The organism is Pseudarthrobacter sp. NPDC058329 (assembly GCF_042879835.1).
Classification (GTDB): Bacteria; Actinomycetota; Actinomycetes; order Actinomycetales; family Micrococcaceae; genus Arthrobacter.
On sequence record NZ_JBHVZR010000001.1, the window covers coordinates 286,334 to 299,464 of the forward strand.

The following is a 13,131-nucleotide window of genomic DNA, read 5'->3' on the forward strand; positions in this document are numbered from 1 at the left end:
ATGGTCATGGGCAAGAATGGGTCTATGGCAAACATTTTTGGTGCTCCCAAGGCTGGCGGGCCCAGCGGCGTGGACGAAGCCCGCGCGGTTCCCACCGGTGACACCGTCGGCTCGTACACTTCCTACCTGGACGCGCAGAAGGCTGTTGACTACCTCGCGGACCAGCAGTTTCCGGTCCACATGGTGTCCATCCTGGGCAATGAACTGAAGATGGTGGAGCGGGTCACCGGGCGCCTGAGCTACCCGCGCGTGGCGCTGTCCGGTGCGCTGAGCGGCATGTGGTTCGGCCTCTTCGTGGGCGTGATGCTTTCCTTCTTCGCGCCGTCACCGGGATACTTTTCCATCCTGACGTCCGTGCTGATGGGTGCGGCGTTCTTTATGCTCTTCGGTATCGTCACCTACGCCATGCAGCGCGGGAAGCGTGACTTCACGTCCACCAGCCAGGTGGTGGCCACCAGCTACGACGTTGTGGTCTCACCGGAAGCTGCGCATGAGGCGCGCCGGCTGCTGCAGCAGCTGCCGATGACCCGCTCGGACGCGGCGGCGGGCAACGGTCCCTACACACAGCGCGACTACCAGAATCAGCCCTACCAGCAGCCGGGCCAGGGCCCTGCCCGCCCGTCCGGCTGGAATGACCCGTACGGCCAGTCGCCGGGCAACCAGCCTTCGGGCTCTTCCGTGCAGGAGAACCCTGCGTACGGGGCGCCCGCCGGCCAGCAGCCCGGCGACGCCGCCCAGCAGCCCGTGCAGTCACCGGCGCGGGCGGTGCGGTACCCCGACCTGCCGGACGGCCGGCCGCAGTACGGCGTCCGGATTCCGCAGGATCCCGAAGCAGGCGAGGGGGCCGAAAGTCGGCAGGCTCCGGAGCCGCACGCTCCGGCGCGGCACTCGGCGGGACAGGCCGACGGCGGGCAGCCGGCAGACGAGCGGCCCGCGGACGATCAGCGCCCGGGCGGGTCCCGGCAGTAAATTCAGGACGGGGCAGCAGAACGCGAAAGCGGGGCCATCGGAATTTCCGGTGGCCCCGCTTTTTTGTGTGTGCCTAGTTGGCGCCGTTGGCTTCGCGGTAGATGCCGGCCATCCAGTTCTCCACGTCATCCGCCTTTCGGGGCAGGGCGGCACTCAGGTTCACCGGACCCTCCGCGGTCATCAGGATGTCATCCTCGATCCGCACGCCGATGCCCCGGTATTCGACAGGGATGGCGAGGTCCTCTTCCTTGAAGTACAGGCCGGGTTCGATGGTGAACACCATGCCTTCGGTGAGGATGCCGTCCAGGTACAGCTCGCGTTTGGCCTGGGCGCAGTCGTGGACATCGAGGCCCAGGTGGTGGCTGGTTCCGTGGGGCATCCAACGGCGGTGCTGCTGGCCCTCAGGACTGACCGCCTCCTCGACGCTGACCGGCAGGAGGCCCCATTCGGCCAGGCGCTCGGCGAGGACGGTTGTGGCGGCCGTGTGGACATCGCGGAACCGTGTGCCGGGCTGCGCGGCGGCGAAACCTGCATCGGCGGCGTCCAGCACAGCCTCGTACACCTTGCGCTGGACGTCGGAGAACACCCCCGTGGCCGGCAGGGTCCGCGTGATGTCGGCCGTGTAAAGCGAGTCGGCTTCCACTCCAGCGTCGAGCAGCAGGAGCTCGCCGGCGTTGATCTTTCCGGTGTTGCGGGTCCAGTGCAGGACAGTGGCGTTGTTGCCCGAGGCTGCGATGGTGTCGTAGCCCAGCTCGTTGCCCACTTCCCGGGCGCGGGCAAAGAAGGCACCCTCCACAACCCTTTCGCCGCGGACATGTGTCAGTGCCCGGGGCAGGGCCTTTACTACTTCTTCGAATCCTTCCACCGTGGCGGCGACTGCGAGCTTCATCTGCTCGATCTCCCACTCGTCCTTGAGCAGGCGCAGCTCAGAGAGGGCTTCGCTGAGCTTTTCGTCGAGGGCATCGAGGACGGCGAGGTCCAGGTTGTCTGGATCCTTGGCCGTGTTGTACCGGGCGGTGTCCACGAGGGCATCGATGTTCTCATCCACCTTGCGCACCAGGCGGATGGAGATGCCGCCGATTTCAGGGGCGCCCACGTTCTTGGTGATGGCCGTTTCGAGCTGGTCGATGTGTGCCGTGGCAAGGCCCAGGCGGGCCTCGAACTCGGCGAGGGTGGGACGGGTCCCGATCCAGAACTCGCCGGACCGTGAGTCGGCGTAGAACTGTTCGGTATCCCGGCCGGCGAGCGGCCGGAAGTACAGCGTGGCGCGGTGGCTGCCGCCGTCGTCGCCCTTTCCTTCTCCAGCGGGCTCCAGGACCAGGACAGCGTCCGGCTCGTGGTCAAGGCCAAGCCCCGTGAGGTGGGCGAAGCCCGAGTGCGGGCGGAAGCGGTAGTCGCAGTCGTTGGAGCGGACCTTCAGCGGCCCTGCCGGGATGACCAGGCGTTCGCCCTTGAACTGGTCGGAAATGGCCTTGCGCCGGATTGCGGCGTGGCTGGCAACGGCGTCGCGTGCCGGAAGTTCCTGGCTGGACGGCGCCCAGTTGCTGGCCATAAAGGCCTTGAAGGCGTCGGAACTGGGCCGCTGGGAGCGGTTGTTGACGCGCTCCTCCAAGGGCTGGGAAGCAGAATTTGGGGTGTTATCGGCATCGTTCACGGCACCATCGTCTCACCAGCACGAAGCCTTGTGCGAATACCGGCATGAACGGGAGAGCCGCGGTCTACTAGGCTGGGGAGGTGAGGATTGACCTGCATGCCCACTCCAATGTCTCCGACGGCACGGAAAACCCCGCCGACGTGATGGCGTCGGCAGCCCGCGCCGGGCTGGACGTGGTGGCGCTGACCGACCACGATTCCACCACCGGCTGGGTGGAAGCGTCAGCCGCGGCGGTGGCGCACGGCGTGGCGCTGGTGCCCGGCATGGAGGTTTCGTGCCGGACAGAGCAGGGGATCAGCGTGCACCTGCTGAGCTACCTGCACGACCCGGGACATGCCGGGCTGCTGGAGGAGATCACCAAGGCCAAGGATGCACGGCAGACCCGCGCCGAGCGGATGGTCACACTGCTCGCGGAGGATTACCCGCTGACCTGGGACGACGTCATCCATCATGTGGCACCGGGCGCAACCCTTGGCCGCCCGCATATCGCCGACGCGCTGGTGGCTGCGGGTGTGGTGGAGGACCGGTCCGAGGCGTTCGCCTCCATCCTCACCTCCCGGTCCCGCTACTTCATCCAGCATTACGCCCCGGACCCGGCCACCGCCGTCGAACTGGTCCGCGCGGCAGGAGGAGTCCCCGTGTTTGCCCATCCGGTGGCCTCCTCCCGGGGCCGCATCGTGGGGGAGCGCGTCTACCAGGAAATGATCGACGCCGGTTTGGCGGGCCTGGAGATCGATCACCGTGACAATCCGGAGGAAGGCCGCGGTTTCCTGCGCCGGCTCGCCGCCAAGCATGACCTGCTGATCACCGGCTCGTCCGACTACCACGGGACCGGCAAACCCAACCTGCTCGGCGAAAACCTCACGTCGCCCGAGGTCCTGGCCCGGATCGAGGACATGGCCACCGGGACCGCCGTCGTCCGCCCCTAGCCCCACCCCAACTGACTGGCATTAGATGCCGTTTTGAGCGGTCAAAACGGCATCTAATGCGAGCTAGTTGGGCGGGAAAGAGGTGAACCGGGCGTGCGCACCCAGGCGCTTGGACATGATGTCGATGGCCGGCTGGTTCTGGTCCACGCACACAAACTTCCGGCCCAGCTTGGCCGAGACGGCTCCCAGCGTGCCGGATCCGGCGAAGAAGTCCAGGCACCAGTCACCGGGCCGGCTTGAGGCCGCCACGACCCGGCGGACGAGGCCTTCCGGCTTCTGGGTGGGGTACCCGGTTTTTTCCTTGCCGGTGGGCGAGACGATGGTGTGCCACCAGACGTCGGTGGGCAGCTTGCCCAGTTCGCGTTTGGCGGGCGTGACCAGCCCGGGCGCCATGTAGGGTTCCCGGTCCACCTCGGCGCTGTCGAAGTGGTACTTGGCCGGGTTCTTCACATACACCAGGATGTTGTCGTGCTTGGTGGGCCACCGGTTCTTGGCGCGGGCGCCGTAGTCGTAGGCCCAGATGATCTCGTTCAGGAAGCATTCCCGGCCAAAGATGGCGTCCAGCATCACCTTGGCGTAGTGCACTTCCCGGTAGTCCAGGTGCAGGTACAGCGTGCCGTCCTCGGCCAGCAGGCGCCACGCCTCGACGAGCCTTGGTTCCAGGAAGGACCAGTAATCGCTGAAGGCGTCGTCGTAGCGGTGCAGCGCGCCCTTGATGGTGTCGTAGGAACGTCCCTTGAAACCTACGCGGTCGCCGGTGCCGTCGGCGTTGGCCACCATGGTGGTCTGCTGCCGCTGCTGGGACCGGCCGGTGTTAAACGGCGGATCCACATAAATCAGTGTGAAGGCGCCGTCCGGCAGCGAGGGGAGGAACTCCGCGTTATCAGCGTGTACCACCAGGCTGCTGCCGTCCGGCGCCCAGACAGTGTCAGTCATTGAGGGTATTAGGCCTCGGTGCTGCCGGGCTGTGCCGGGGCCTCGCTGCCGGCTACGACCTCGCCGTTGCGGCGGCGGGTACGCGTGCGGGAGCGGCGGGCACGGGAGGGCTGCTCACCCTCGGTTGCAGTTGAGGTTGCGGCGGGTGCATCGGCGGCAGAGGGGGCTGCAGCTGTTTCGGAAGTACGACGACGGCGCTCGCCGGTGCGGCCCGCAGAGTCACCGCCGGTGCGTCCGCCGTCGCGGTTTCCACCCCTGCTGTCGCGGCCGCGGCTGGTGCGCTCCCGGCCGTCGCGCTCGCGGGAGGGGCCGCCGTCGCGGCCGCCGCGGCTGTTCTTCTTGCCGGTTTCACCCAGGTCCTCGAGGACCTCGGCGTCGACGCCGGCGAGGGTGCGCTTGTCGCGGGGCAGGCGGCCCTTGGTGCCTTCGGGGATGTCCAGCTCCTCGTAGAGGTGCGGTGAGGAGGAGTAGGTCTCGACGGGCTCCGGCACACTCAGGCCCAGGGCCTTGTTGATCAGGCCCCAGCGGGGCATGTCGTCCCAGTCCACAAAGGTGACCGCGGTGCCCTTGTTGCCGGCCCGGCCGGTGCGGCCCACGCGGTGCAGGTAAATCTTTTCGTCTTCCACGCACTGGTAGTTGATCACGTGGGTGACGTCGTCCACGTCGATGCCGCGGGCTGCGACGTCGGTAGCCACCAGGACATCCACCTTGTTGTTGCGGAACGCGCGCAGGGCCTGTTCGCGGGCGCCCTGGCCCAGGTCGCCGTGGATGGCGGCGGCGGCAAAGCCGCGGTCCACGAGTTCCTCGGCCACCTTGGCGGCGGTGCGCTTGGTCTTGGTGAAGATGATGGTGCGGCCGCGGCCGCGGGCCTGGAGGATGCGCGCCACCACTTCAATCTTGTCCATGCTGTGCGCACGGTAGATCAGCTGCCGGATGTCACGCTTGGTGAGGCCCTCGTCGTCGGGATCTGCGGCGCGGATATGGGTGGGCTGCGTCATGTAGCGGCGTGCCATCGCGATGACCGGGCCGGGCATGGTGGCGGAGAAGAGCAGAGTCTGGCGGACAGCCGGCGTGCCTGCGATGAGGGTTTCGACGTCGGGCAGGAAGCCCAGGTCAAGCATCTCGTCAGCTTCGTCCAGGATGACGATCTTGACGTTCTTCAGGCTCAGGTGCTTCTGCTTGTAGAGGTCGATGAGGCGGCCGGGTGTTCCCACCACGATCTCCACGCCCTTCGTCAATGCCTCCACCTGGGGCTCGTAGGCACGGCCGCCGTAGATGGTGGCGATGCGGGCGTTGCGCTTCCGGGACGCCGTCTGTAGGTCATTGGCCACCTGCACGGCGAGTTCGCGGGTGGGCACGATCACCAGGGCCTGCGGCGCGCCGGGCACGGCCAGCTTCTCGTAACCGGGATCGTCCTGGCCCACCACCCGCTGGAGGGCGGGGATGCCGAAGCCCAGGGTCTTGCCGGTGCCGGTCTTGGCCTGGCCAATGATGTCGTGGCCGGACAGGGCCACCGGCAGGGTCATGGCCTGGATGGGGAAGGGGTGGGTGATCCCGGCGTCGGCCAGGGATTCCACGATGTCGGCACGGACGTTGTAGTCCGCGAAGGACTTCTCCTCGATTTCGTGGGGCAACTCGTCCGAGATGATGGTTTCTTCGGGCTCGAGAACTTCAGTGCCGGACTCGTCGGTCAGGAGCTGGTGGGTATGCAATTCACTCACTGTGGAGTTTCCTTATTCATTTGGGCAATGGCGCTGCCTGCTCAACGGGCCGGCCGCGAGGCTGTTCCGGAGCACGCTCGAAGCGCGCACGCAATTCCAGTGGAAGCCGATCGCGGGCTATCTAAATGCTGGCACTGGTGACCAGCGGGTGTATATCAAGATCGCGTAGGGGCGGGCTTGTTGGTTTCAAATCAAGGAAATCAACGACCGGGCATCCATTTCTACTTCTTCAGTCTAGCCGCAGGCAGCGCAAATCCCGGCTTCGCGGCCCGGCGGCTCTGCGGCACCGCTACTCCACGAGCTCGAAATGGACTTCCCGCGTTGCGATATCCGAGGAAACCAGGCGGACCCGGACTTTGGTTCCGGACTCCAGTTCACCGGCGCATCGCGCGGTGACAGCGGGGTCGGCGATCTGGATAATGCCCGAACCGCCATTGCCGTTGCCGTTCTTCCCGTTCCCGTTGCCGTTTTTGCCGTTCTCTTTTTGTGGTTTGGACCCGGAGATCACGATCGCCTCGAATTCCTGCCCGATGTGGTTGACCAGCAGTGCCGCCTCCACGGTGTCCAGGGCCATGCGCTCCATCCGCGACGCCAGCTGGTCGGACCCGGCCATGATCTCCGGCAGCGACGGAAGAGCCTTCCGCGCCCACGCCGGCACTTCGCCGCCGTTGCTCAGGGCCTCGCAGATCACCAGCACAAAGCGGTCCACCAGGCGGCGCAGCGGGGCGGTGGTGTGCGCGTAGGCGGCGCCGATGGCCGACTGGTGAGCGTCCTCGGGGACGGAGCCGTCAAAGGCGGTGTAGGCGGCCCCCCGGAACAGCGTGCCGGCCGAGTGCATGATGGCCAGCTGCCGGGGTTCGGTGGGGTCCAGGCTGCGCAGGTATTCGCCGTAGCTGACTTCACCGTCCCAGGGCTTGCCAAGGGCTTCGGTCTGCAGCCGGAAGTGGTTCAGCGAGCGGTCGTCCGGGGACGGCATGGTGCGCAGGATTCCCACCTTCCCCGCCAGCATGAGCCCGGCCGCCGCCATCCCTGTCATCAGGGATATCTGGGCATTCCAGTCCTCCACGGGAAGCTGGGGAGCGGCGGAAATCCGGTAGCCGCCGTCGGGAAGCTGGACAATCTCCTGTTCCGGCATGTTCAGGCTGGCGCCGCCGCGGGCACGTTCCAGCTCCACACGCTTGAGGCCCACCTCTTTGAGGAGCTGCAGCACCGGTGAGGCAGTGCCGGCGTCCAGCTCGGCCTGCACACCCTTATAGCTGAGCTTCGCGCGGCTGCGCATCCGGGCACGCTGCACTGCTGCGGACTTCACCTCGGCGGCGCTGTCCAGGCGGAAGTCCCACACGAACGCAGAGCAGTCCTGGCCGGGGAGGAGGCTGCCGGCCTGCTCGCTGATGACTTCCGGATGCAGCGGGATGCGCCCGTCGGGCGCATAGAAGGTCTGGCCCCGGCGGCGGGTTTCCGCGTCCAGTGGCCCGCCGGGGGTCACAAAGGCAGGGACATCGGCAATGGCGTACAGCACGTGGTACCCGTCGCCGTCGGGCTCTATGAACAGGGCCTGGTCCAGGTCCGTGGATGATGCCGGATCGATGGTGATGAATTCGACGCCGGTGAGGTCGTGGTCAGGGAGCTGCAGGGATTCAACTGCAGCTTTCGCGTCAGCCACCGCCTCCTCAGGGTAGGCGCCGGGCAGCTCAAGCTCGGTCCGCAGGGCACCCAGGGCAGCCTCGAGCGCGTTGTTGTGCTCATGGACGTTGGGAGCCAGCCGATGGTGTGACACGAAAATCAGCCTAGCCCGAATTCCCGCCATAGTGCAGGCATCGGCCCGGAGTGCCGTCCTGCCAGGCCCTGGGCGCCACAGCCCGCCGTCCAGCCCCCCGGAGGTGCAACGTCAGGAGTTGGGTGCGTCCAGGGCAGCGAGCAGCGAGGCTGCGGCGGCTGCGGGATCGCTGGCCTCCGTAATGGCGCGGACCACCACAATCCTGCGTGCGCCTGCGTCCACCACTTGTTCCACGTTGCGGTGGTCGATGCCGCCGATTGCGAACCAGGGAACGCCGTCGTCGGACGGTCCTTCCTGCCGCGCAGCTTCGGCGGCGTACCTCACCAGGTCAAGTCCCACGGCCGCCCGCCCGGGCTTGGTGGGTGTGGCCCACACCGGGCCCACGCAGAAGTAGTCCAGCCCGGCGGGGCCGGCCGCCGCAGCCAGGGCGGAGTCCACCTGTTCCGGTGCATGGCTGGACAGGCCGATGGCCGCGTTGCCGTTGAGCAGCGTGCGCGCAGCGTCCAGGGGCAGGTCCTTTTGGCCGATGTGGAAGACCGGCGCGCCGGACAGGACGGCGATGTCCGCCCGGTCGTTGACGGCCCACAGCCGGCCGTGCCGCTCTGCCGCCTCCTTGAGGACCGCCAGGAGTTCCAGCTCTTCGGCTGCCTCGATGGTCTTATCCCGAAGCTGGATGATGTCCACCCCGCCGGCGAACGCCGCATCAACGAACTCCGCGAAGCCGCCGCGGTCCTTGCGGGCATCGGTGCAAAGGTAAAGGCGGGCGGCGCTGAGGCCGTTGCTGACCTTGGCGCTGCTGAGGACTTCGGTGCCGGCGGCAGGGGTTCTGGACACATTCATGGGGAAAAGCCTAGTTCCTCTACACTTGCCTCGTACTGCGGGAGCCCGCGGCAGCTGTCACAAAGCGCCGGGCTGAGAGGGCGTCAGAGCCGACCGCTTGACCTGATCCGGTTAATGCCGGCGTAGGGAAGGAGACACATGAGTGCATCATGGGACAGCCCTCCGGGCAGCCCGCGCAGGCGTGCGGACAGCATCATCGAGGCCGACGTGGCAGTCATCGGCGGCGGAGTTATCGGCCACAGCATCGCCTGGGAGGCGAAGCGCTCCGGCCGCACCGTGGTGGTCATCGACGACGCCCCGGGCTCCGGCGCCAGCTGGGCTGCCGCCGGGATGTTGGCTCCGGTGAGCGAGCTGCATTACCAGGAGCAGGATCTCCTGGACTTCATGCTGGACGCCTCCGCCCGCTGGCCGGCCTTCGCCGCCGGACTCACGGCAGCGTCAGGGGCAGACCCGGGATACATCACGACGCCGACCCTCGCCGTGGGTGCCGACGCCGCCGACCGCCGGGCACTGATGGACCTGCGCGCCGTCCAGCAGGCAAACGGCCTGGCCGTTGAGCCGCTCACGGTCCGCGACGCACGAAAACGCGAGCCCCTGCTCAGCCCGGGGATCGCGTGCGCGCTGGACACACCGGCCGACCACCAGGTGGACCCGAGGCTGCTGGTCGCCTGCCTGCAGACCGCATTGGCCGGCGACGGCGCGGCGGACAAAGGCGGGAACAATAACGGAGCCGGAGGGCAGGGCACTGCAGCAGCCGGCGCCGTCGACGGCTATGCGGTCCTGGCCAGGGCAGCCGGGCTGGTTTGGCAGGACGGAGCGGTGGCCGGAGTTCGCCTCGCGGGCGGCGGAACGGTGCTGGCCGCCGAAACTGTAGTGGCGAACGGGCTCCACGCAGGAGCGCTGGAAGCATTGCCCGCTGATTTGCGCCTGCCGTTGCGGCCCGTTTACGGGGACATCCTGCGGCTCGCCGTGCCCCGGCATCTGCAGCCGCTGGTCACGTCCACCGTCCGCGGGCTGGTGCGCGGCGTACCGGTGTATATCGTGCCGCGCCGGGACGGCACTGTGGTGATCGGGGCAACCCAGCGTGAGGACGCGCCGTCGGCCACGGATGCCGTGTCTGCCGGGGGCGTGTACCAGCTCCTCCGCGACGCGCAGGTGCTGGTTCCCGCCGTGGCCGAACTCGAACTGCTGGAGGCCACTGCCCGAGCCCGGCCCGGAACTCCGGACAACGCGCCGCTGCTCGGGCGGGTTCCCGCCGCTGGCGGGAAGGGCGCCCGGGACTCCGGATACATAGCCGGGCTCATCATCGCCAGCGGGTTCTTTCGCCACGGAGTCCTGCTGGCGCCTGCCGCCGCCGCCGTCTGCCGGGAACTCCTGGACGGGCAAATGGACGCCCGCTGGGCCGCGTTCAACCCGGACCGCTTTTCAACCAGTCCGGGTGCCCGCCTGACCACTGCCCGCCTTAGCCACACACCGCCCACGAAGGAAACAGCATGAACATCACCTTGAACGGAACCCCGCACCTTGTGCCCGAGGGGGCCTCCATCACAGTGCTCGTCAGCCAGGTCACCGGGCGCCCGCTCGCGGCCAGCGGCCAGGCCAGCGACGGCCGGAAGCTTGGCGTTGCCGTGGCGCACAATTCCCAGGTGGTGCCGCGAAGCCAGTGGTTTGCCACCGCGCTCGCGGACGGCGACGACGTTGAGCTCGTTACGGCAGTACAGGGAGGCTGACACCATGACCGAAACCATCACCACCCCAAACCTGGCAGGCCACGACGACCCGCTGGTGATTGACGGCGTCGCACTTGCCTCGCGGCTCATTATGGGCACTGGCGGCGCGCCCAGCCTGGACGGCCTGGGCGCGGCCCTCCTCGCCTCCGGGACGGGACTGACCACGGTGGCAATGCGGCGGTATTCCAACGCGGAGACGGGCTCGCTCTTCCAGCTGCTGGTGGACCACGGCATCCGCGTGCTGCCCAACACGGCAGGCTGCTTCACCGCGCGGGACGCCGTGCTGACCGCAGAACTCGCGCGTGAGGCGCTGGAGACCGACTGGGTGAAGCTGGAAGTCATTGCTGACGAGCACACCCTGCTGCCGGACGCCGTCGAACTGGTGGACGCCACGGAACAACTCGTCAACCGGGGTTTCAAGGTTTTTGCGTACACCAACGATGACCCTGTCCTGGCGCTGCGGCTCGAGAACCTCGGGGCCACCGCAGTGATGCCGCTCGGGGCGCCGATCGGTACCGGACTGGGCATCCTGAACCCGCACAACATTGAACTGATTGTGTCCCGCGCCTCAGTGCCGGTGGTCCTGGACGCCGGCATCGGCACTGCCTCCGACGCTGCGTTGGCCATGGAACTGGGCTGCGACGCCGTGCTGCTGGCCACAGCGGTAACGCGCGCCCAGAATCCTGCCCTGATGGGGGAGGCCTTCAAACACGCGGTGATCGCCGGTAGGCTGGCAAAAGCGGCCGGCAGGATACCGCGCCGCGAACATGCACTGGCATCGTCGGCCATGGAGGGCCGGGTCGAGTTCCTGTAGCCCGCCCCCGGCGGCCGCGGACGCCAGTTCCCAGGCGAGGAGCAGCTATGGCCGGCAAGGATGTTCTTTCTCCCGAGCGGCTCGAGGACGCCCTGGCCGTCCTGCCCGACTGGCTGTACCGCGGGGGTGCGCTGGTGACGGTCTACAAGCTGCCGACGGCGGCTGCCGCACTTGAGCTGATTGCCGCCGTCGGGCGCCTCGCCGAGGAGCAAAACCACCACCCGGACCTGGACTGGCGCTACAACCGGGTGTATTTGCGCTATACCTCCCATGACGCCGGGGGAGAGGTGACAGCCCGCGACGTGGGCGCCGCCGAGGCGGTTCGTGAAGCTGCTGCCGCGCTCCGGGCAATTGCCGAGCCGGCCAAACACCCAGCGGGTTCTTAACCGCCCGTGACCACTGCCCCGGGGGCAGTGGTCACGGTGGTGGGCGGCCCGAAATCAGATTAGAGCCTGAGGGCCTCGGTAAGCCGTTCCAGGTCATGCCTGGCCCTTACGCGGCCCAGGAAGAGGGCCACGGCAACTGCTGCTGCCGCGCCCAGAACCATGGGAAGGACCCAAGGCAACCACGTCGTTCCCGGCCGGTAGCCAAAGCCGGCGGCCATCAGGATGATCCAGCTGAGCGCTCCCACACCGACGCTCACGGCGGCGGGCAGGACTACTCCGTATTTCGTGTGCCGCTTGTCGTTGGCCCAGACAATGAAACCAGCGGCGGCCGTCACCAGCACCACAATGGTCAGCGAAAGCATGGCTCTCCTTGGAATACCCGCCCTGAGGGGCGTACGGCTAGAACTGGCCGAAACCTACGCGGCGGACTTCTTCGGCTCCGATCTCGACGTAGGCGAGAGCCGTGCCGGGAACAATGATCAGGCGCCCCTTGTCATCCTTGAGCCGCAGTTCGTTGCCGCTGGTGATGGCTTCCTGAACTACCTTGGCTACGGAGTCCGCGTCCTGGACAGATTCCAGCACAATTTCGCGGCCAACATTCTGCACGCCGATCTTAATTTCCACAGGGGGCCTCCCAGCCGGTTCACGTTTCTCGGGTTATGTCTTATTTGTAGTCTAGGACTCTTTGGGGAAGCGAGAGATTCCGCGCCAAGCTAAACGGTAGATGAGGTCGCTGGCCACATTGATGTCCAGATTCCCGTCGGTTTCGAGCCAGTACCGGGCACTGACCTGCGCCATCCCGGCAAGCCCGCGGCCCAGCAGTTCGGCCTCCAGGTGGGGAAGCTTGGTGTCCTCGGCGATGACGTGGGCAATGGCATCGGCGAACGTCCGGTTGAAGGTTTCCAGCCGCGAACTGACATCCGGATCGTTGATGAGGTCCGATTCGAACACCAGCCGGTGGGCCTGGTCATCGTTGGCGATGAACTGGAAATAGGCCCGCATCACGGCCTGCACACGTTCGTCATTGTCCGTGGTGGAGTTCAGTGCCCCCAGCATCAGGTCCGTGAGGGATGCCAGGTGGCTCTCCAGCAGGGCCAGGTACAGTTCCCGCTTCGAGGGGAAGTGCTGGTAGAGGACAGGTTTGCTGACGTGTGCCGTCTCGGCGATTTCGTCCATGGCTGCGCCGTGATACCCGTTGGCTACGAAAACTTCCTGCGCTGCGGAAAGGAGCTGTGCGCGCCGCTCGTCCCGGGGAAGCCGGGCGGACCGTTGCCCGGCGGGGCGCGAAGCGGTTTGCGGTTCGGCTGCGGACGGGCGGTCAGCCCGTGCTTCATGGACCAAGTTGTCCTTCTTTCCCTTGCAGTTACCCCCACTC

General features: G+C 67.1%; 14 protein-coding genes and 1 riboswitch. Of the genes, 6 read left to right on the forward strand and 8 right to left on the reverse strand.

The window, feature by feature from the left end; translation table 11 throughout:
* Positions 1-24: 24 nt before the first annotated feature.
* Positions 25-969: a general stress protein gene (locus tag ACFVYC_RS01430; protein WP_387545769.1), complete on the forward strand. Its 945-nt coding sequence runs from the start codon at positions 25-27 to the stop codon at positions 967-969.
* A 73-nt stretch (positions 970-1,042) separates the two neighbouring features.
* Here the strand turns inward: ACFVYC_RS01430 and ACFVYC_RS01435 are convergent, their stop codons facing one another.
* Positions 1,043-2,623: an aminopeptidase P family protein gene (locus ACFVYC_RS01435; protein ID WP_387545771.1), complete on the reverse strand. Its 1,581-nt coding sequence runs from the start codon at positions 2,621-2,623 to the stop codon at positions 1,043-1,045.
* An 80-nt stretch (positions 2,624-2,703) separates the two neighbouring features.
* Between ACFVYC_RS01435 and ACFVYC_RS01440 the strand changes: the two genes are divergently transcribed.
* Positions 2,704-3,552 carry a PHP domain-containing protein gene (locus ACFVYC_RS01440; RefSeq protein ID WP_387545774.1) on the forward strand — a complete coding sequence of 283 codons (849 nt, stop codon included), beginning with the start codon at positions 2,704-2,706 and terminating at the stop codon, positions 3,550-3,552.
* A 63-nt stretch (positions 3,553-3,615) separates the two neighbouring features.
* Here the strand turns inward: ACFVYC_RS01440 and ACFVYC_RS01445 are convergent, their stop codons facing one another.
* The 4 genes from ACFVYC_RS01445 to thiE all read right to left on the reverse strand — a co-directional run bounded on the left by ACFVYC_RS01445 (position 3,616) and on the right by thiE (position 8,826).
* Complete coding sequence (locus tag ACFVYC_RS01445; protein WP_387545777.1) at positions 3,616-4,488, reverse strand: DNA-methyltransferase; 873 nt, start codon at positions 4,486-4,488, stop codon at positions 3,616-3,618.
* An 8-nt stretch (positions 4,489-4,496) separates the two neighbouring features.
* The gene (locus ACFVYC_RS01450) at positions 4,497-6,209 is read right to left on the reverse strand and encodes a DEAD/DEAH box helicase (RefSeq protein ID WP_387545779.1); all 1,713 of its coding nucleotides are present in this window, start codon (positions 6,207-6,209) and stop codon (positions 4,497-4,499) included.
* Between the two features lie 289 nt (positions 6,210-6,498).
* Positions 6,499-7,986, reverse strand: a complete 1,488-nt coding sequence (locus ACFVYC_RS01455; protein WP_387545782.1) for an RNB domain-containing ribonuclease — start codon at positions 7,984-7,986, stop codon at positions 6,499-6,501.
* A gap of 111 nt (positions 7,987-8,097) precedes the next feature.
* The gene (thiE, locus tag ACFVYC_RS01460; RefSeq protein ID WP_387545783.1) at positions 8,098-8,826 is read right to left on the reverse strand and encodes a thiamine phosphate synthase; all 729 of its coding nucleotides are present in this window, start codon (positions 8,824-8,826) and stop codon (positions 8,098-8,100) included.
* Between the two features lie 27 nt (positions 8,827-8,853).
* Positions 8,854-8,972, forward strand: a riboswitch (TPP riboswitch).
* Between thiE and ACFVYC_RS01465 the strand changes: the two genes are divergently transcribed.
* The 4 genes from ACFVYC_RS01465 to ACFVYC_RS01480 all read left to right on the forward strand — a co-directional run bounded on the left by ACFVYC_RS01465 (position 8,965) and on the right by ACFVYC_RS01480 (position 11,756).
* Positions 8,965-10,323 (forward strand): FAD-dependent oxidoreductase, encoded by a 1,359-nt coding sequence (locus tag ACFVYC_RS01465; RefSeq protein ID WP_387545785.1) that lies wholly within the window; start codon positions 8,965-8,967, stop codon positions 10,321-10,323. Its footprint overlaps the riboswitch before it by 8 nt.
* The gene (thiS, locus tag ACFVYC_RS01470) at positions 10,320-10,556 is read left to right on the forward strand and encodes a sulfur carrier protein ThiS (protein WP_387545788.1); all 237 of its coding nucleotides are present in this window, start codon (positions 10,320-10,322) and stop codon (positions 10,554-10,556) included. Before ACFVYC_RS01465 ends, thiS begins: the two co-directional genes overlap by 4 nt.
* A 4-nt stretch (positions 10,557-10,560) precedes the next feature.
* Positions 10,561-11,370, forward strand: a complete 810-nt coding sequence (locus ACFVYC_RS01475; protein WP_387545790.1) for a thiazole synthase — start codon at positions 10,561-10,563, stop codon at positions 11,368-11,370.
* A 47-nt stretch (positions 11,371-11,417) separates the two neighbouring features.
* A complete protein-coding gene (locus ACFVYC_RS01480) occupies positions 11,418-11,756 on the forward strand; it encodes a 4a-hydroxytetrahydrobiopterin dehydratase (protein ID WP_387545792.1) in 339 nt (112 codons plus the stop codon).
* 59 nt (positions 11,757-11,815) lie between these two features.
* On the opposite strand, the gene ACFVYC_RS01485 is transcribed toward ACFVYC_RS01480, so the two are convergent.
* Genes ACFVYC_RS01485 through ACFVYC_RS01495 form a run of 3 tightly spaced genes read right to left on the reverse strand, consistent with a single transcriptional unit; the run spans position 11,816 to position 13,097 of the window.
* Entirely contained in the window at positions 11,816-12,118 is a 303-nt protein-coding gene (locus tag ACFVYC_RS01485; protein WP_387545795.1) for a hypothetical protein, read from the reverse strand.
* Positions 12,119-12,155: 37 nt separating this feature from the next.
* A complete protein-coding gene (locus ACFVYC_RS01490) occupies positions 12,156-12,380 on the reverse strand; it encodes a DUF3107 domain-containing protein (protein WP_387545797.1) in 225 nt (74 codons plus the stop codon).
* A 51-nt stretch (positions 12,381-12,431) separates the two neighbouring features.
* Positions 12,432-13,097: a TetR/AcrR family transcriptional regulator gene (locus ACFVYC_RS01495; RefSeq protein WP_387545799.1), complete on the reverse strand. Its 666-nt coding sequence runs from the start codon at positions 13,095-13,097 to the stop codon at positions 12,432-12,434.
* Positions 13,098-13,131: the final 34 nt, after the last annotated feature.

What these genes read in the sequence shown, in the direction of transcription:
- ACFVYC_RS01430 (WP_387545769.1), top strand. Translation starts at nt 25, where the DNA reads ATGGCAAACATTTTTGGTGCTCCCAAGGCTGGCGGGCCCAGCGGCGTG.
- ACFVYC_RS01445 (WP_387545777.1), bottom strand. Translation starts at nt 4,488, where the DNA reads ATGACTGACACTGTCTGGGCGCCGGACGGCAGCAGCCTGGTGGTACAC.
- thiE (WP_387545783.1), bottom strand. Translation starts at nt 8,826, where the DNA reads ATGAATGTGTCCAGAACCCCTGCCGCCGGCACCGAAGTCCTCAGCAGC.
- ACFVYC_RS01465 (WP_387545785.1), top strand. Translation starts at nt 8,965, where the DNA reads ATGAGTGCATCATGGGACAGCCCTCCGGGCAGCCCGCGCAGGCGTGCG.
- thiS (WP_387545788.1), top strand. Translation starts at nt 10,320, where the DNA reads ATGAACATCACCTTGAACGGAACCCCGCACCTTGTGCCCGAGGGGGCC.
- ACFVYC_RS01475 (WP_387545790.1), top strand. Translation starts at nt 10,561, where the DNA reads ATGACCGAAACCATCACCACCCCAAACCTGGCAGGCCACGACGACCCG.
- ACFVYC_RS01480 (WP_387545792.1), top strand. Translation starts at nt 11,418, where the DNA reads ATGGCCGGCAAGGATGTTCTTTCTCCCGAGCGGCTCGAGGACGCCCTG.
- ACFVYC_RS01485 (WP_387545795.1), bottom strand. Translation starts at nt 12,118, where the DNA reads ATGCTTTCGCTGACCATTGTGGTGCTGGTGACGGCCGCCGCTGGTTTC.